Here is a 17,134-nt window from a genome sequence, read left to right as displayed (position 1 = left end):
GGGGGGGCGAGGCGCGACGCCGGCGGGCCGGGCCCCCCGGCGGCCGGCGCGTGGGCCGCCGCCGCCACCGCCGGGGCCGCGGGGGCGGCGCCCCAGGACCGGGCCGCCGCCGCCCAGGAGTCGGCCGGGGCCGCGCAGGCGGAGGCGGAGCAGGCGCGCGCCGACGCCGACCGGGCCGCCGCGGCCCTGCGCGCGGCCGAGAGCGGCCGCGACGAGGCCGAGACGGGCCGGCGGGAAGCCGAGACCGGCCGGCAGGAGGCCGAACGGCAGCGGGAGGCGGCCGTGCGCGACGCCGAGTCGGCCCGCACCGACGCCGCCCGCGCGGAGGCGGCGCGGGAGCGCGCGGCCACCGACGCCGCGGCGGCCGACGAGCGGGCCCGGTCCGCGGAGGCGGCGCGGGACCGGGCACTGGACGCCGAGCGGGCGGCCCGGTCGGAGACCGCGCGCGCACGGGCGGACGCGGCGCAGGCGGTCGGCCGGGCCGATCAGGCGGAGGCGGCCCTCCGGCTGGAGACGACCGCCGCTGAGGCCCGCGTCCAGGCGGCGGCCGCCCGGGCCGACGCCGCCACCGAGCAGGCCAGAGCGCAGGAGGCGCGGGCCGAGCGTGCCGAGCGCCGGGCCGAGGAGAGCCGGCGGGACCGCCTGCGGGCCGAGGAGGCGCGGGACCGGGCGGTGGCCGACGCGGCGGAGGCCCGGGCCCAGCTGGCGGCGGCGACCCGCGCACCCGGCGACGGGAGCGACGAGCAGGCCGCAGCCCCGCCCCGCGCCGGCAGCGGTGAGGAGGCAGGTCCGCCCCGCCGCGACGGGGGGACGGCGGACCCCGGGTCAGCGACGCCGTGAGCCGGCGCGCGGACGGCTCGGGCCCTCGATCACGCCGGCCGGGTCCGTCCGGTGCACGCGCCGCTCCGGCTGCGCCGCGGCCGAGGTGGCGGTGATCCAGGCGTCGATGGTCTCCCACCACCGGTAGAGCCAGTCGGTCAGCGCCGCCTCGTCGCGCGGCACCTCCGCGGCCGGGATGAACCACCAGCGCAGGTGCAGCGTCTTGTCCATCGGCAGGTTGCGCCACAGGTCGCGCACCGTGCTCAGGTGCTCCAGCCCGGTGTGCGCGACGAGGACGACGTCGGCGTGCGGCGCCGCGCGGAGGGCCGCGACGACGCCGCCCGGGCGCGGCGGCAGCAGGTTGCGCATCGACTCGGCCCGGCGGACCGCCGCGTGCAGCCCGCGGTCACGCAGCCGCTGGATGGCCCGGGTCCGGCGGGGCACGGTGAAGTTCGCGCCCTCCGGGAAGATCAGCAGCGCGTCCTCCTCGCCCAGGTCGCGGGCGAGGTCGGCGATCGCCTCCTCGGAGCTGTACCCCACCGCCGGGTCGGACGAGACGAAGTGGTTGGGCAGCCGGTTGAGGTAGACGTCGATCAGCGGGTCCAGCTGGAGCAGGTCCTTGAGCACGATCCGCGGCCGGCGCAGGTGGTCGCGGTTCATGAGGGTGTTCACCAGCAGGAACGAGTCCCCCGGACCGGCGTGCCGGGAGAGCACGACCATGGCGTTCGTCGAGCCGGGCACGCCGTCGTCCAGCGGCGACCAGGACTCGCCGTCGGTGACCAGCCGCAACGCGAACAGCCGCTGCGCCATCCGCATCACGACGTCGAGGAGCAGGCGCAGCACGGTGTAGTGGGCCGCCCGGAAGACCGGGGTCCGCAACCGGCGACCGAGGCCGCTGAGCACCCACAGCACCGCGGCGGCCGCGAGGCCCGCCACCTCCATCGCCAGGTAGACCAACCCGAAGCACAGCAGCCGCACCGCCCGCCAGCGCCCCGGCAGGAACACCGAGGCGAGCACCGCCACCACCACGAGCACGGGCAGCAGGACGACCGCGGCCACGAGCGCGGCGACGAGCAGCGGGCCGGTGACCCGGCGGACGCGGCGTGGGGGCAGCACGTCAGGCTCCCCCGTCCCGGGACGCGCCGCTCCGTTCCAGGTGGGCGCGGACCGCGGCGAAGGCCCGCTGGATGCGGGCGGGCACGCCGGAGAGGTCGCGGTAGCGCACGGCGCCGGCCCCGGGCGGCGCCGGGTCCCCCGAGGGGAGGACGTGCACCGTGACACCCGGTGGCAGCGCGGCCAGGTCCGCGGCGAACCGGTGGCGCCGGGCGATCTCGAAGGCGACGAGCGCGACCTCCCACGGCCGGGTCGGCGGGCGCAGCGGACGCTCGATCCGCCCGACGTGCAGCACGTAGATCGTGTCGGCGCCGAGCGCGACGGCCCGGCCGACCGGGATGCTGTGCACCAGGCCGCCGTCCAGGTAGTGCTCGCCGTCGATCTCCACCGCCGGCAGCAGCCCGGGGACGGCGCACGAGGCGAGCACCGCGTCGTCGAGGGCGCCCTCGGTGAACCAGTGCTCGGCGGCCCGCTCGATGCTGGCCGCGACGCACTGGAACGGGACGCGCAGCTCGCCGAAGGTCCGCACCGGCAGGGAGTCCAGGAGCAGGTCCCGCAGCGGCTCGCGCGGGTGCAGGTGGGTGCGGGTCCGCACCAGGGTGCCGACACGGGCCAGCACGGAACCGGCGAGGATCCGCCGCTCGGCCAGTTCCTCCCACACCCCGCGCAGCCGGTCGACCGCGCCCGGCGTCGGGTCGGCGGCGACCATCGCGCCGTTGATCGCGCCCACCGACGTCCCCACGACCAGGTCGGGCCGGACGCCGTGCTCGAACAGCGCCTGCAGCATCCCGACCTCGGCCGCGCCGAGCACTCCCCCACCACCGAGGACGAACGCCGTGCGGGCCGGCACCGGCGAGGCCATGGCGGCATCCTGTCACCCACGGAGGCGGGGGCCGGCTGGAACGCCTCGCCGGGGGTCAGCCTCGGGTACGTGTTCCTCGCCGTGGTCCTGGCCGGGTTCGGCTGGCCGGCGCGCCGGGAGGTCGACACCGCGGTGGACGACGAGCTGCTGTTCGTCAACGGCACCCTCGTGCGGGGGCTGGACCTGCACGCCGACCTGGCCGGCGCCGAGCTGCTGGAGGAGACGGCCACCGCGCCGAAGTACCGGCTGCACAGCAGCCGCGACGAGCACCCCGGCATGTAAAAGGCCCCCGAGCACGAGGACGGCGCGTCGATCGCCGGCGAGCTGAACCACGTATCCACGGAGGTGCTGCTGAAGGTGATCGAGACCGAACCGGCCGGCCTGTACCGCGGTCCGGTGCAGCTGGTCGACGGCCGGGTGGTGCCCGGGCCACGGTGGCGCCCTCGGCCCACTGACCCGGCGGGCCGGTGAGCGTCAGGCCCGCTGGGCGACCGCCCAGAGCACGGCGAGCGTGGCGAGCGAGCCCACGACCGCCGCGCCGTAGCAGAGCACCGCGACGACCCGCTTCTGCTTGACCTGCAGCCCGTCGTAGAGCGTGTACCGGAAGCGGTGGGCGCTGTGCACCAGCAGCAGCACGCACACCCCCAGCAGGACCACCAGGGTGACCGGGTGCCCGACGACGGCGAGCAGGTGCCCGCGGTCGGGCGCGGGGACCCAGCCCAGCGGGACGGCCAGCCCGAGCAGGAGGAGCAGGCTCGGCAGGAGCACCGCCGCCACCACGCCACCGGCGCTGAACCCCAGCCAGACGATCGGCTCGACCCGCCGCCTGCTCACCGGGTCACCAGCCAGAACACGAACGCGGAGACCACGACCAGGCCGGCGTACTGGCCGGCGACGATCTGCCAGGCGGGCACCCGCCGGGACCCCATCCGCACCGCCATCGCCTGGGGGGTGAGGGCGAACCAGGTCACCGTGTGCAGCAGCACGAAGACCAGCGCGACGGTGTTGAGGGCGGTCACCCAGGGCGAGGAGGCCCAGTCGAGGAAGGCCCGGTAGGCCACTTCCCCCCGCCCGACGGCGGACACGAGCAGCAGCAGGTACACCACGAACCAGGCGATGAAGACGCTGCTCAGCTCGCGCAGCACGAAGACGAGGTAGGTCCGCTTCCGGGTCCACCACCAGGTGGAGACCGGACGGCGGTAGAGGCGCAGGTCGGTCATCGCGCGCCCCTGGGGAGCAGGAACGCCTTCACCGTGGCCGCCGCGGCCTTGACCTTGTAGCGCTGGATGGCCGAGGCCGGGTCCACGTGCTGGGGGCACACCCGCGTGCACTCGCCGACGAAGGTGCAGCCCCAGACGCCCTCGTGCTCGATGAGGACGTCGAGCCGCTCGCGGGTGCCCCGGTCGCGCGAGTCCAGGTCGTACCGCTCGGCGAGGGCGATGGCGGCCGGCCCGATGAACTCCGGGTCGAGGCCGTAGACCGGGCAGGCGGAGTAGCACAGCATGCAGTTGATGCACATGCTGAACTGCTTGTAGGCGTCCAGCTCCTCCGGTGTCTGCAGGTACTCCACGTCGGGCTCCACCGTCCGGTCGTCGTCCGGACGGATGATCCAGGGCTTGACCCGCGGGAGCTTGGCCATGAAGTCGGACAGGTCGACCACGAGGTCGCGGACCACGGGGAAGTTCGCGAGGGGCTCGATCCGGACCGGGCCGGGCGCGTGGTCGGACAGGAACGTGCCGCAGGTCAGCCGGGGCTCGCCGTCGACGTTCATGCCGCAGCTGCCGCAGACCCCCATGCGGCACGACCAGCGGAACGCCAGCGTCGTGTCGACCTCGTTCTTCACGTGGTTGAGGCCGTCGAGGACCGTCCACTCCTTGCGGAGGGGCACGTCGTACTCCTGCCAGTGCGGTTCGGCGTCGGTGTCGGGCCGGTACCGGGACACCTGGAGCCGGATGCTGTCCGCCATGGCTACCTGCCGTAGACCCGCTCGCCCGGGGGCCAGCGGGTGATGGTCACCGGGAGGCGCTCGACGCGCGCCGTCCCGTCGGGGTTGCGGTGCACGAGCAGGTGGGTCAGGAACCGGTCGTCGTCGCGGGCCGGGAAGTCGGTGCGCTGGTGCGCTCCGCGGGACTCCTCCCGCTGCATGCCGGCCTGGAGGATGCACTCGCTGACGTCGAGCATGTTGGCCAGCTCCAGGGCGGCCAGGAGCTCGGTGTTGAACGACCGGCTGGTGTCCGCGAGGCCGACGTTGCCGACGCGCTCCTGCAGCTCGGCGAGGGTGTCCGCGCCCTTGGCCATCTCCGGTCCGGTCCGGAAGATGCCGGCGGCGTCCTCCATCGTGGCCTGCATGTCCTCGCGGACGGCGGCGATGCTCTCGGTGCCCGGCACCCGGCCCAGGAGACCGCGCTCCAGCCGGCGCACCTCGTCGGCCGCCTGGGCCTCCACGGCGGCGGGCGTGCCGCCCGCGGCGGCGGCGTACTCCGCCGCCGCCCGCCCGGCCCGCGCCCCGAAGACCAGGCACTCGGGCAGCGAGTTGGAGCCGAGCCGGTTGGCTCCGTTGATGGTCACGCAGGCGGTCTCGCCCGCGGCGTACAGCCCTCCGAGGGGGGTCGCGCCGTCGATGTCGGTGGAGACCCCGCCCATCATGTAGTGCACCACCGGGCGGACCGGGACCAGCTCGGAGACCGGGTCGATGCGCTCGTACTTGAGGCACAGCTCGCGCACGAAGGGCAGCTTGGCGTCGATGAGCGCCTCGCCGAGGTGGCGCAGGTCGAGGTGGACAACGGGGCCGTAGGGCGAGTCGGCCGTCCGGCCCTTCTCGACCTCGTGCACGAAGGCCTGCGACAGCCGGTCCCGGGGGCCGAGCTCCATGCTGCGGAGCTCGGGGGTCGGTGACGGCCGGCCCAGGTCGTAGTCCTGCAGGTAGCGGTACCCGTCCCGGTTGAGCAGCCAGCCGCCCTCGGCGCGGGCGGCCTCGGTGATGAGGATGCCGGTGAACGGCAGGCCGGTCGGGTGGTACTGCACGAACTCCATGTCCTTGAGCGGCGCGCCCGCGCGGTAGGCCAGGGCCATGCCGTCGCCGGTGTTGATGTTGGCGTTCGTGGTGAACGGGAAGACCTTGCCGCAGCCGCCGGTGCACAGGACGACGGCCTTCGCGGTGATCGCCTCGATCCGCCCGGTCATCAGGCCGATCGCCACGACGCCGTGCACGCGCCCGTCGTCGACGAGCAGCCGGGTCACGAACGCCTCGTCGTAGCGCCTGACCCCGCCGTACTTCAGCGACGTCTGGAAGAGGGCGTGCAGCATGTGGAAGCCGGTCCGGTCCGCGGCGAACCAGGTGCGCATCTTCTTCATCCCGCCGAAGGCGCGGACCGCGATGCGCCCGTCCGGCCGCCGGCTCCACGGGCAGCCCCAGTGCTCGAGCCGCAGGAGCTCCTCCGGCGCCTCCCGGACGAAGTCCTCGATGGCGTCCTGGTCGCCGAGCCAGTCGCTGCCGGAGACCGTGTCGTAGCAGTGCTCGTCGAGGCTGTCGTCGGCGGCGATGACACCGGCGGCGCCGCCCTCGGCCGACACGGTGTGGCTGCGCATCGGGTAGACCTTGGACACCACGGCCACGTCGAGCCGCGGGTCCGCCTCGGCGATGGCGATGGCGGCGCGCAGACCCGCGGCGCCTCCCCCCACGATGAGGACGTCGTGCGCGGCACGGACGACGCTGTCACTCACCCCGCAACTCCTCGTCCGCCAGCACCCTCCCGTCGTGGTGGACGACCATGCGGTGGCAGCTGCCGTCGTGGAACTCCTCGCGGGTGCTCCGGCACCCGCAGGCCCAGCGCAGGTCCTCGGTGACCAGACCCTCGTGGTCCTCGGTCACGTACTGCTCACCGCCGTGCCGGTGTCCGCACGGTGCGAGCCTCGGTTCGAAAGCGGTGGCAGCCGCGCTCACGGCCCACCTCCCTTGCGCAGGGACGGCGACCTCCGACCTCGGGGACCAGCGTGCTCCGCCCCCTCGGGGTTGTGAAGGGCTCCGCTCGCGTGGCTCGCGCCGGCCCCGGACGGGGGCTCCCGCGCCGGCGGGGACGCGGCTCAGAGCAGCAGCAGGAACAGCAGCCCCGCGTCCAGGGTGAGGATCACCCCGGTCACGACGACGGCGACCACGGTGGTCCGGCGCCGGTTGACGAACTCGCCCATGACATCGCCGCGCCGGGTGAGCAGCAGCAGCGGCACCAGCGCGAACGGGATGCCGAAGGCCAGCACCACCTGCGACACGACCAGCGCCCGGGTGGGGTCGACCTCGAGCGCCAGGACGGCCAGCGCGGGGGCCATGGTGAGCGCCCGGCGGAGCAGCAGCGGGATCCGCCGGCGCAGGAAGCCGGCCATGACCACCTGGCCGGCGTAGGTGCCGACGCTGGAGGAGGCCAGGCCCGACGCCAGCAGGGCCACCGCGAACAGCAGCGCGGCGGTGCTCTGCAGGCCGAACCCCGCGTACACGCCCTCGAGCGCGTTGGCGCCGAGCGACGAGCCGGCGAACACGGCGGCGGCGACCAGCAGCATCGCCACGTTCACCAGCCCGGCCAGCCCCATCGCCGTGGTGACGTCGGTCCGCTGGGCCCGCAGCGCCGTCCGCTTCTGCCGGGTGGTCGTGGCCTCGCTGGTCTCGGTGACCAGCGCGGAGTGCAGGTAGATGGCGTGCGGCATCACCGTGGCGCCGAGGATGCCGGCGGCCAGCAGCACGCTGCCGGCGTCGTCGACGCGCGGCACCAGCCCTGCGACCGCGGCGCCGGCGTCGATGCCCGCGCCGGGCACCAGCAGCAGGAACGCCACGAGGATCACGCCGAAGTACGCGGTCACCAGGCCGATGAAGCGGCGGTCCCCCGGGGCCTGGACGGCGAGCAGCAGGAAGGCCCAGGCGCCGGTGACCAGCCCGCCGGTGAACAGGTCCAGCCCGAAGAGCAGGTGCAGCGCGATGGCGCCGCCGACGATCTCGGCCAGGTCGGTCGCCATCGTGACCACCTCGGCCTGCACCCACAGGCCCCACACGACCGGGCGGGGGTACTCCCTCCGGCAGTTCTGCGGCAGGGACATCCCGGTGGCCAGGCCGAGCTTGGCCGACAGGCTCTGCACGAACATCGCCATGACGTTGGCCAGGACGATCACCCAGAGCAGCAGGTAGCCGTACTCGGCGCCGGCGGAGAAGTTGGTCGCGAAGTTGCCCGGGTCGACGTAGGCGATCGCGGCGACGAACGCCGGGCCGAACAGCGCGAGCCTGCGCCGGCGCGTGGCCCGCACCACCTGTTCCTGCTCCAGCACGACCGACCCCCCGCCTCCGCAACGATGTTGCGGAACAGCCAGGGTGCGGAACACCGCGTGCCGCGCCCAACCCCCAAAGCGGAGGGACGGGAGTGGGCGCACCCGGACCGACGGTGGCAGCCCGGGGTCCGCTGGGGCACCGCCGGGCTGGGATGATCGGCGGGATGTGCACCGTGGTCGTCCGGTGGGCCGAGGGGACGCCTGCGGCGGTCCTCGCCCTGCGCGACGAGCTGACCAGCCGCGCGTTCGACGACCCGGGCGCCTGGTGGCCGGAGTTCCCCGGCGTCGTCGGCGGCAGGGACCGCACGGCCGGGGGGACGTGGTGCGCCACCCGGGTCGCCACGGGCGTCACCGCCCTGGTGCTCAACCGGCCGCAGAAGCGCGACGCCGACCCGGGCGCGCCCAGCCGCGGAGTCCTGCCGCTGCTCGGCGCCGTGCACGAGGAGGACTGGCCCGGCCACGTCCGGCTCGACGGCATGGCCGGCTTCCTGCTGGTGCTGGCCGCGCCGGACCGCCTGGTCACCTGGGACTTCGACGGGGCGGCGCTCACGTCCACGCGCCACCCCGCCGGCACGTGGATGGTCACCTCCGGTGGCCCGGAGGACCGCAAGGCCGACCGCTTCCTCCCCGACTTCGCCGCGGCCGAGTTCCCCGACGGCTGGCGCCGGCTCACGGCGAAGGAGCCCCCGCAGGACGACCCCGGCGCGCTGGTGGTGCGCCACGAGCAGGACGGGCTGGTCTACGCCACCGTCTTCGGCCAGCTCATCCAGGCCGCACCGGGACGCCTGCACCTGGAGCACAGCCGGCGACCGTGGACGAGCCTGCCGTGGGAGACCCTCGACCTGGGCTGAGGGTGGACCGGCGGCCGTCCGCGGGCGGTCCGGGGCCGGCGGTCCCGGTGCGACGGGGGGGCTCGCCGTCGACCGAAGTCGTCGGGTTGACCCGGGCCCCGCCCGGGAACGACACCCCTGTTGCGCAGAGACGGGGTCCGGTCTGCGCTGGAACTGCTCCTCCCGGGAGCGGTCGACGAGGGAGATCCCGATGTCCCCCACCACCGGCACCGCCCAGCCGTCGTCCGTGCGCCGCGTCATCGTGGCCAGCCTCGTGGGCACGTCCCTGGAGTGGTACGACTTCTTCATCTACGGCACGGCCGCCGCCCTCGTCTTCAACCAGGTCTTCTTCCCCAGCTTCGACCCGCTGGTCGGGACGCTGCTGGCGTTCACGACGTACGCGGTCGGGTTCGTGGCCCGCCCGCTCGGCGGCATCGTGTTCGGCCACTACGGCGACAAGCTCGGCCGGAAGAACGTGCTCGTGGTGACGCTGCTGATCATGGGCATCGCCACCTTCCTGATCGGCCTGCTGCCCACGTACGACTCGATCGGGGTGTGGGCGCCGGTCCTGCTCGTGGCGCTGCGCTTCCTGCAGGGCCTGGGACTCGGCGGCGAGTGGGGCGGTGCGGTGCTGATGACGCTCGAGTCCGGCGCACCGCACCGGCGCGGGCTCAACGCCAGCTGGCCGCAGGTGGGCGTGCCGATCGGGCTGCTGCTGGCCAACGGCGTGCTGTCGCTGATGGGGGCGGTCACCTCGGACTCGGCCTTCCTCGCCTGGGGGTGGCGGGTGCCGTTCCTGCTCAGCGGCGTCCTGGTGCTCGTCGGGCTGTGGATCCGGCTGACGATCGCCGAGAGCCCGCTGTTCCGCGAGGTCCAGGAGCACGACGCCGAGGTCAAGGCGCCGATCATCGACGTGCTGCGCCGGTACCCGTCGCGGGTGCTGCTCGCCATCGGCGCGCGGATCGGTGTCGACGTCGCCTTCTACACCTTCGTCCTGTTCGTCACGACCTACGTGGTGACCTACCTGGGTCTGCCGAACAGCTACGCGCTCAACGCGGTGCTGATCGCCGCCGCGGTCCAGGTGGTGCTGATCCCGTGGTTCGGCGTGCTGTCGGACCGGTTCGGACGCCGTCCGGTCTACCTGGCCGGCGCGGTCGGCGCCGCGATCTGGGTCTTCGCGTTCTTCGCGCTGCTGGACACCGGCCGCTTCGCCCTGATCGTCCTCGCGACGGTGGTCGCGCTGGCCTTCCACGCCGCGATGTACGGCCCGCAGGCCTCGTTCATCGCCGAGCTGTTCCCCACCCGGGTCCGCTACACCGGCGCCTCCATGGGTTACCAGCTGGCGGGGATCCTGGGCGGCGCCCTGGCCCCGATCCTCTCGGTGGCCCTGATCGACCGCTTCGACACCTCCGTGGCCGTCTCCGTCTACGTGCTGGCGGTCCTCGTCCTCACCGCGGTCTGCGTCGTGCTGGCGCCGGAGACCTCCCGCATCGACCTGCACGCCGACCCGGCCACCGGGGACTCCCCGCAGCGCGCCGTCCGGTGACGCCGCCGCCGGGTCCCGACCGGGACCGATGAGTTCCGGAGCCGCCGGTGGTCCACCCCGTAGCGACCACCGCTGACGACGGGAGCACGGGATGGGCGAGCAGGGCACGGCCACCTTCGAGACGACGGTGACCGCCACCGGCAACAACACCGGGATCGTGGTACCCGACGAGGTCATCGAGCAGCTCGGGGCGGGCCGGCGGCCGCCGGTGGTCGTGGACCTGAACGGCTACGAGTACCGCAACACCGTGGGCGTGATGGGCGGCCGGCACATGATCAGCATCAGTGCCGCCGTCCGCCGGGCCACCGGCCTCGCGGGCGGGGACCCGATCCGCGTCACCCTCACGGTCGCCGACGCCCCGCGGGAGGTCGCCGTCCCCGAGGACCTCGCCGCGGCGCTCGCCGCCGACGACGGGGCGGCCGCCTACTTCGCGACGCTGTCCAACAGCCTCCAGCGCCACCACGTCGACAACGTCAACGGCGCCAGGAGCGACGCGACGCGACAGCGCCGCATCGAGAAGGCGGTCGCGCTGTTCCGCGAGGGCCGGCCGCGCTGACCTCCGTCGGTCGCCGGGACCCGGAGGTCGGAGGTACCCACGGCGCGCCGGGACCGCGAGACTGTCCTCCCGAGCCTCCATCCGGACCGCCGCACGCCGGCGGCCGACCTCTCCGGGGGACGACCATGACGGTGGACGAGCAGGACAGGATGGCGATCCGGACGCCGGACCAGCGGCTGCGGGTCTTCGTGAGCTCCACACTGACCGAGCTCGCCGCGGAGCGCGCGGCGGTGTCGCGGGCCATCGCGGCGCTGCGCCTCACGCCGGTGCTGTTCGAGCTCGGCGCCCGCCCGCACCCGCCGCGGGAGCTGTACCGGGCCTACCTCGCGCAGTCGGACGTGTTCGTCGGGCTCTACTGGCAGCGCTACGGCTGGATCGGGCCCGGCATGGACGTCTCGGGGCTCGAGGACGAGTTCCGGCTCTCCCGCTCGCTCCCCCGGCTGCTCTACGTCAAGGCACCGGCGCCCGATCGCGAGCCCCGGCTCTCGGCCATGCTCGCCGAGCTCGAGTCCGCCGGCGCCGACTCCTACCGGTCGTTCCGCACGCCGCGGGAGCTCGCGCGCCTGGTCCGCGACGACCTCGCCCTGCTGCTGAGCGAGCGGTTCGCGGCCGACGGCGGCCCGCCCCCGTCGCGGACCCCGGAGCGACCGGCGCCGCGGACCCTGCCGGTGACGTCGACGTCGCTGATCGGCCGCGAGCAGGACGTCGGGGACGTGACGCGGCTGCTGCAGTCCCCCGCGGCCCGGCTGGTCACCCTCACCGGCCCCGGCGGGGTGGGCAAGACGCGGCTGGCGATCGCCGTGGCCGAACGGCTCGCCGACCGGTACCCCCGCGGCGCCACGTACGTCTCCCTGGCCGCGGTCGCCGACCCGGCGCTGGTGCTGCCGCGCGTCGCCGCCGTCCTCGGCGTGCCCATCGACGGAGCCCGCCGCCCGGTCGACGTCCTGGCCGAGCACCTCGCCGACGCCCCGGCCCTGCTGGTGCTCGACAACCTGGAGCAGGTCGTCGGGGTCGCACCCGACCTCGACGAGCTCCTCACCAGGTGCGCCGGGCTCACCGTCCTCGGGACCAGCCGCCGCGCGCTGCGGCTGCGGGCCGAGCGGGAGTACCCGGTCCGCGCGCTCACCGTGCCGTCGTCCGCGGACCGGGCGGACCCGGCCGAGCTCGCCGCGCTGCCCGCCGTGCGGCTGTTCGTCGACCGGGCCCAGGCCGTCCGCTACGACTTCGCGCTGACCCCGGACAACGCCGACGCCGTCGCCGAGATCTGTCGGCGCCTCGACGGCCTGCCGCTGGCGATCGAGCTGGCGGCGGCGCGCACCCGGCTGGTGGACCCCGCCACGCTGCTCGCCCGGCTCGGACGCCGTCTCGACGCCCTGGGCACCGGACCGGTCGACCTCCCCGAGCGCCAGCGCACGCTGCGCGCGACCGTCGAGTGGAGCGTCGGGCTCCTGACCGACGCCGAGCAGCGGGTGCTGGCGACCCTCTCGGTCTTCGCCGAGGGCTGGACCCTCCCGGCCGCCGTCCACGTCTCCGGGCTCCCCGAGTACGAGGCGCTCGACCTGCTGGACGCGCTCGCGGGGCACAGCCTGATCTCCGTCGAGGTGGCCGGGGCCGGACCACGGTTCGGCATGCTGGGGGCGGTCCGGGAGCTGGCGGCCGAGCGGCTCGCCGCGGGCCCGGACGCGGCCGACGTCGAACGGCGCCACGCCGGGTTCTTCCGCGGCCTCGTGGAGGACGCCGACTGGCCCGCCGAGCGCCAGGGCCAGTGGGCCGAGCGGCTGCGCACCGAGGAGGAGAACCTGCGGGTCGCGATCCGCTGGTTCCTCGCCCACGACGTCGCGCCCCTCCCGCACCTGTTCCGCGTCCTCTGGCTCTTCTGGCAGATGCACGGCCGGATGCCGGAGGCCCGGGCCTGGATCGACCAGCTCCAGCGGCGGGCCGACGTCCTCGACGACCGGGCCCGTGCCGAGCTGCTGTTCGTCTCCGCCGTCACCGCCGTCGAGGTCGGGGACGACGACGGCGCGCTCGCCGCCGTCGCCGACCTCCGCCGGCTCGAGGGCCGCATCGGCGACCCCTACCTCGACAGCGCCGCCCAGCTGGCGGCCGCGTGGACGCTGCCGATCTCCGAGGACTTCGAGGGCGCCTACCGCGCGGCGTCGGCGGCGCTCGAGGGGTTCCGCCGCCGCGACGAGCCCTTCATGGCCTTCGCGGTGCTGACCGTCGGGGGGCTGGAGGCGGTGCTGGGCCGGCCCGAGGCCGCCCGCGCGCACCTGGCCGAGGCCGACCGGCTCGGCAGCCGCTACGACAACAGGTGGCTCCGGTGGGCGGCGGAGAGCCAGCTCGCCGCCCTCGCCGTGCGGTCCGGGCAGCTGGACGACGCCCGCACGCTCCTGGCCGCGTCGGTGGACGGGGGTGAGGACACCGAGGTCAGCACGCTGACGCTGACCTTCTCGCTGGGCGCGGCCGCCCAGCTCGCCCTGGCCGGCGGCGACGCGCGGCGGGCGGCGACCGCCCTGGGGGCGGCCGAGGGACTGCGCCGCCGGGCCGGGCTGCGGGCCTGGCCGGTGTCGCGGCGCGCGGAGGCCGAGCTGATCGGCCGCGTGACCCAGGAGCTCGGCGCCGAGGGCTACGGCGCGGCCTCGGCCGCGGGGAGCGAGCTCGGTTCCCGCGAGGCGGTCGCCCTGGTCCGCGGCTGACCCGACCGGGGCGGGCGGCTCGCCTCAGATCCCCAGGTCGGCGAGCCGCTCCGTGCGTCCTCCGCGGCCGGTCAGGACCGTGGTGACCACCAGGGCCGCGCACGTCCCGGCGATGGTGACGACCACGCCGCTGAGCCCGACGACCTCCGCCGCGAGCGGGGCGAGGAGGACGACGGCGGCCGCGCAGAGGACCGGGACCGGCGGGATGACCGGCCGACGCACGATCGGCGCGTGCACTCCCCAGAGCAGGAGGAGGAACACGCCCACCGGGATCGCGACGGCGAAGCCGAGCGTGGTCACCGGGACGTCCAGGTGGTGACCGGTGTGCTCCACCGCGACCTCGAGCCCGGCGCCGACGGCGGCCAGGGCGGCGAAGATCCCGTAGTGGCCGTACCCCCACACGAAGGACCGCTCGCGCCGGCGGGCGAGGCCCTCCCCCGCCGGCTCCAGGAAGTACAGCCACCACAGGGCGAAGAGCAGGACCAGCCCCGGGAGGGCGATGGTCAGGAACGACCGGCTCACCACGGCCCCCGCGGCGGCGGCCGCCTGCACCCCGGTGGAGGCGGCCAGCACGCTCTCCCCGAGCAGGATGATCGTGAACAGCCCGTAGCGCTCGGCGATGTGGTGCGGGTGCCAGCTGGTGCGTCGCGCCCGCTCCGCCCACAGCGGGACCGCCAGCTCGCCCGCGGCCAGCACCACGAAGGTCGGCAGCAGCGCCGCCGCCGGCAGCACACCGGTCTCCGCCAGCACGAGGCGGGCGATCCAGCCGACCTGGAGCACCGAGATCCCGATCGCGTAGCGGAAGGCCGTCCGCCGGCCCACGGGGTCCTCCAGCCCCGCCCGCAGCCACTGGGCCACCAGACCGACGCGCATCAGCAGGTAGCCGACCGTGATGGCGCCGTAGTCGGACTCCCCGAACGCGACCGGCACCCCCGCCGCGAGCACGAGCACCCCGGCCATCTGCACCATCGTGAGGAGCCGGTAGGGGACGTCGTCGGTGTCGTAGGACGAGGCGAACCAGGTGGAGTTCATCCACGCCCACCAGATCGCGAAGAACACCTGGAGGAAGGGCGCGAGGTCCTCCAGGGCGTGACCGCCGGCGATGCCGTGGGCGAGCTGGGCGGTGATGCTGGCGACGGCCACGACGAACGTCAGGTCGAACAGCAGCTCCAGCGGGCTGGACGCGCGGTGCGGCTCGTCCGGCGAGCGTTCCCGCATCCGGCTGCGCACCCGTCCGACCGCGGGCCGACCCTCCCCGGTCACGCGGCCAGCGTAGGGAGGACCCCCCGGTCCACGGGGCCGTCGCGGCCGTGCCTTCCGGCCCTGGACCGCCCCCACCGCCGGAGCGACCCTGGGTGTGGCGTCCGGCGGCGCCTCCCGGCACCGGTGGACGCCCGGGACGGTCGCCCCGGGGGCGTGCACGACGTCGTCGGCGGTCCGCGGAAGACCGGCTGCGTCCCCACCCGTCCCGGCCAGGTCCGAGCAGGTCTACTGCGTCCGCTCTCCGCCCCTGCGGGCGGGGAGCCGGCGTGGAGGAGGTGTACGCCATGCTGGGCGATCGACTGGGCGAGTCCTCCGGGAGGTTCACCGTCGTGCGTGTCCTGCCCTCCGAGGGACAACAGGTCTGGCTGGAGGTGTCCTTCCAGGGGAAGGGCACCCTCCTCGGACAGGAGATCACCGACACCGGCACCTACCGGCAGACGTTCCGCCCCGGCGGCGTCCTCTCCGGTGAGGGCCACGTGCTGATGATCGGCACGAACGGCGACGTCGCCGACTGGGTCGGCGGTGGCGTCGGCCGCCAGACCGGGCCCGGCTACCAGGCCAGCTACGGGGTCTGGGGCTCCTGCCCGACGGCGAGCGGCCGGTTGAGCCGGCTGGCCGAGGTGGCCGACGTCATCGAGTACGAGGTCACCGAGGACGGCAGCTACCACTGGACCATGTGGGCGTGGACGGGCGCCGGCGTGCCGTCGATCCCGCGGCAGGAGGCCCCGGCCGGCGCCATGGCCTGACCGCGGCGCCCCGGCGTCCCGCCTCTCCGGCGGGGCGTCGGGGACGCGGGACGTCGGCGACCACGAGGGCCGTCGGCGGCTACGAGGGCCGCGCCCAGACCGAGGCGCCCTGCCAGTCGATGGCCACGACGGCCTCGTCGCCGACGACCCACGCGTCGTGGCCCGGCGGCAGCGACGTCACGTCGCCGGGCCCGGACTCCACCTCGGTGCCGTCCGCCATGACGACGTGCACCCGGCCGGACACCTGGTACTGCTGGTGCGGCGCCTGGCACAGTTCCGTGCCCGCGACCGGCTTGACGTGCTCGGACCAGCGCCAGCCGGGCTGCAGGGTGATCCTGCCGACCTGGGCGCCGCCGGACAGGTTGACCAGTTCCAGGCGCCAGTTGCCCCCTTCGCGGACCTCGTCCGGCCGGTCGAAGGTGGCGTGCTCCAGGGGCTGGGTGTCCATGGTTCCCCTCCCGAGTCCGGTACATCCGAGGAGTCCAGTTGTCCTCGCCGTCGTGGGGAGGGTCAATCGGATACGCGCCGTTCCGGTGACCCCTCCAGCGCGCGGGACGCACCGCTGGGGGCGCCCGCTCACGCGGCGTCCCGACACGCCAGGACGGGCCGTTGGACCCTGACCCGGGCCGGGACGACGGACCAGCGTGACTCGCGTCCGTGGAGCGCCGACCGCACGAGGTGGAGCCCTCCGTCCGCCCCTCCCCGGTCCGCGCCCTCCTCCGCTGTCCACCAGGAGGGGCAGCCCCGGCGATGACCACAGTCGAACGAGACACCAGCAGCGCCGTACGGCCGTTCCGGATCGACGTGCCCGACGAGGCACTCGCGGACCTGCGCCGGCGCATCGCCGCGACGGTGTGGCCCGAACGGGAGACGGTCCCCGACACGTCGCAGGGCGTGCCGCTGGCCACGATGCAGGAGCTCGCGCGGTACTGGGCCACCGACTACGACTGGCGGCGGTGCGAGGCGCGGCTCAACGCCCTCCCGCAGTTCGTCACCGACATCGACGGGCTGGACATCCACTTCCTCCACGTCCGCTCGCCGCACGAGGACGCGCTGCCGCTCGTCGTCAACCACGGCTGGCCCGGCTCGGTCATCGAGCAGCTGAAGATCATCGACCCGCTGGTGGACCCCACGGCGCACGGCGCGAGCGCATCCGACGCCTTCTCCGTGGTCATCCCGTCGATGCCGGGCTACGGCTTCTCCGGCAAGCCCACGAGCCCCGGCTGGGGGCCGGAGCGCATGGCCCGGGCCTGGGCGCAGCTGATGCAGCGCCTCGGTTACACCCGCTACGTCGCCCAGGGCGGCGACTGGGGCGCCTTCGTCGTCGACCAGATGGGGCTGCAGGCACCCCCGGGGCTGCTCGGCATCCACACCAACATGCCGGCCACCGTCCCCG

General features: G+C 75.0%; 17 protein-coding genes and 1 pseudogene. 8 read left to right on the top strand and 10 right to left on the bottom strand.

The genetic code is table 11. The features are described from left to right. Positions 1-840: hypothetical protein (locus ACI78Q_RS22805; RefSeq protein ID WP_456925755.1), on the top strand; the 840-nt coding region annotated here is incomplete at its 5' end. Here ACI78Q_RS22805 and ACI78Q_RS22800 read toward each other — a convergent pair. Continuing rightward, complete coding sequence (locus tag ACI78Q_RS22800; RefSeq protein ID WP_456925754.1) at positions 826-1,935, bottom strand: lysophospholipid acyltransferase family protein; 1,110 nt, start codon at positions 1,933-1,935, stop codon at positions 826-828. The two genes, ACI78Q_RS22805 and ACI78Q_RS22800, sit on opposite strands and share 15 nt — an antisense overlap. A 1-nt stretch (position 1,936) precedes the next feature. Further along, positions 1,937-2,794: a patatin-like phospholipase family protein gene (locus ACI78Q_RS22795; protein ID WP_456925753.1), complete on the bottom strand. Its 858-nt coding sequence runs from the start codon at positions 2,792-2,794 to the stop codon at positions 1,937-1,939. Between ACI78Q_RS22795 and ACI78Q_RS22790 the strand changes: the two are divergent. Continuing rightward, positions 2,696-3,265, top strand: a pseudogene (locus ACI78Q_RS22790) (allophanate hydrolase-related protein). The gene ACI78Q_RS22795 and the pseudogene ACI78Q_RS22790 sit on opposite strands and share 99 nt — an antisense overlap. Positions 3,266-3,268: 3 nt before the next feature. Here ACI78Q_RS22790 and frdD read toward each other — a convergent pair. The 6 genes from frdD to ACI78Q_RS22760 form a co-directional block, all read right to left on the bottom strand. Further along, complete coding sequence (gene frdD / locus ACI78Q_RS22785) at positions 3,269-3,628, bottom strand: fumarate reductase subunit FrdD (protein ID WP_456925752.1); 360 nt, start codon at positions 3,626-3,628, stop codon at positions 3,269-3,271. Continuing rightward, complete coding sequence (locus ACI78Q_RS22780; RefSeq protein WP_456925751.1) at positions 3,625-4,014, bottom strand: hypothetical protein; 390 nt, start codon at positions 4,012-4,014, stop codon at positions 3,625-3,627. The genes frdD and ACI78Q_RS22780 overlap by 4 nt, the downstream gene beginning before the upstream one ends. Then, positions 4,011-4,760 (bottom strand): succinate dehydrogenase/fumarate reductase iron-sulfur subunit, encoded by a 750-nt coding sequence (locus ACI78Q_RS22775; protein WP_456925750.1) that lies wholly within the window; start codon positions 4,758-4,760, stop codon positions 4,011-4,013. The genes ACI78Q_RS22780 and ACI78Q_RS22775 overlap by 4 nt, the downstream gene beginning before the upstream one ends. Positions 4,761-4,762: 2 nt before the next feature. Then, a complete protein-coding gene (gene frdA / locus ACI78Q_RS22770; protein ID WP_456925749.1) occupies positions 4,763-6,517 on the bottom strand; it encodes a fumarate reductase (quinol) flavoprotein subunit in 1,755 nt (584 codons plus the stop codon). Beyond that, complete coding sequence (locus ACI78Q_RS22765; RefSeq protein ID WP_456925748.1) at positions 6,510-6,665, bottom strand: hypothetical protein; 156 nt, start codon at positions 6,663-6,665, stop codon at positions 6,510-6,512. Before ACI78Q_RS22765 ends, frdA begins: the two co-directional genes overlap by 8 nt. Before the next feature lie 212 nt (positions 6,666-6,877). Then, the gene (locus tag ACI78Q_RS22760; RefSeq protein ID WP_456925747.1) at positions 6,878-8,101 is read right to left on the bottom strand and encodes an Nramp family divalent metal transporter; all 1,224 of its coding nucleotides are present in this window, start codon (positions 8,099-8,101) and stop codon (positions 6,878-6,880) included. A 164-nt stretch (positions 8,102-8,265) separates the two neighbouring features. Here ACI78Q_RS22760 and ACI78Q_RS22755 point away from each other — a divergent pair, with 164 nt between their 5' ends. From ACI78Q_RS22755 to ACI78Q_RS22740, 4 genes are all read left to right on the top strand, one after another. After that, on the top strand, positions 8,266-8,952 hold the full coding sequence (locus ACI78Q_RS22755) for an NRDE family protein (protein WP_456925746.1): 687 nt from the start codon (positions 8,266-8,268) through the stop codon (positions 8,950-8,952). A 190-nt stretch (positions 8,953-9,142) separates the two neighbouring features. Further along, positions 9,143-10,477, top strand: a complete 1,335-nt coding sequence (locus ACI78Q_RS22750; protein WP_456925745.1) for an MFS transporter — start codon at positions 9,143-9,145, stop codon at positions 10,475-10,477. 91 nt (positions 10,478-10,568) lie between these two features. Beyond that, positions 10,569-11,033 (top strand): YdeI/OmpD-associated family protein, encoded by a 465-nt coding sequence (locus tag ACI78Q_RS22745; RefSeq protein ID WP_456925744.1) that lies wholly within the window; start codon positions 10,569-10,571, stop codon positions 11,031-11,033. Positions 11,034-11,158: 125 nt separating this feature from the next. Continuing rightward, on the top strand, positions 11,159-13,729 hold the full coding sequence (locus tag ACI78Q_RS22740; RefSeq protein ID WP_456925743.1) for an ATP-binding protein: 2,571 nt from the start codon (positions 11,159-11,161) through the stop codon (positions 13,727-13,729). 24 nt (positions 13,730-13,753) lie between these two features. Here the strand turns inward: ACI78Q_RS22740 and ACI78Q_RS22735 are convergent, their stop codons facing one another. Beyond that, positions 13,754-14,992 (bottom strand): low temperature requirement protein A, encoded by a 1,239-nt coding sequence (locus ACI78Q_RS22735; RefSeq protein ID WP_456925742.1) that lies wholly within the window; start codon positions 14,990-14,992, stop codon positions 13,754-13,756. Between the two features lie 266 nt (positions 14,993-15,258). Here ACI78Q_RS22735 and ACI78Q_RS22730 point away from each other — a divergent pair, with 266 nt between their 5' ends. Continuing rightward, a complete protein-coding gene (locus ACI78Q_RS22730) occupies positions 15,259-15,738 on the top strand; it encodes a hypothetical protein (protein WP_456925741.1) in 480 nt (159 codons plus the stop codon). A 79-nt stretch (positions 15,739-15,817) separates the two neighbouring features. On the opposite strand, the gene ACI78Q_RS22725 is transcribed toward ACI78Q_RS22730, so the two are convergent. Next, on the bottom strand, positions 15,818-16,186 hold the full coding sequence (locus ACI78Q_RS22725) for a cupin domain-containing protein (protein WP_456925740.1): 369 nt from the start codon (positions 16,184-16,186) through the stop codon (positions 15,818-15,820). Positions 16,187-16,488: 302 nt separating this feature from the next. On the opposite strand from ACI78Q_RS22725, the gene ACI78Q_RS22720 reads away from it, so the two are divergent. Then, a partial coding sequence (locus ACI78Q_RS22720) for an epoxide hydrolase family protein (RefSeq protein ID WP_456925739.1) occupies positions 16,489-17,134 on the top strand: 646 nt, incomplete at its 3' end.

Source organism: Geodermatophilus sp. SYSU D00705 (genome assembly GCF_054050135.1).
This window is presented reverse-complemented; position numbering and strand designations above follow the sequence as displayed.

Coding starts and splice junctions, on each gene's coding strand:
- ACI78Q_RS22795 (WP_456925753.1), bottom strand. CDS start 2,794: ATGGCCTCGCCGGTGCCGGCCCGCACGGCGTTCGTCCTCGGTGGTGGG.
- ACI78Q_RS22780 (WP_456925751.1), bottom strand. CDS start 4,014: ATGACCGACCTGCGCCTCTACCGCCGTCCGGTCTCCACCTGGTGGTGG.
- ACI78Q_RS22775 (WP_456925750.1), bottom strand. CDS start 4,760: ATGGCGGACAGCATCCGGCTCCAGGTGTCCCGGTACCGGCCCGACACC.
- ACI78Q_RS22755 (WP_456925746.1), top strand. CDS start 8,266: ATGTGCACCGTGGTCGTCCGGTGGGCCGAGGGGACGCCTGCGGCGGTC.
- ACI78Q_RS22750 (WP_456925745.1), top strand. CDS start 9,143: ATGTCCCCCACCACCGGCACCGCCCAGCCGTCGTCCGTGCGCCGCGTC.
- ACI78Q_RS22745 (WP_456925744.1), top strand. CDS start 10,569: ATGGGCGAGCAGGGCACGGCCACCTTCGAGACGACGGTGACCGCCACC.
- ACI78Q_RS22740 (WP_456925743.1), top strand. CDS start 11,159: ATGACGGTGGACGAGCAGGACAGGATGGCGATCCGGACGCCGGACCAG.
- ACI78Q_RS22725 (WP_456925740.1), bottom strand. CDS start 16,186: ATGGACACCCAGCCCCTGGAGCACGCCACCTTCGACCGGCCGGACGAG.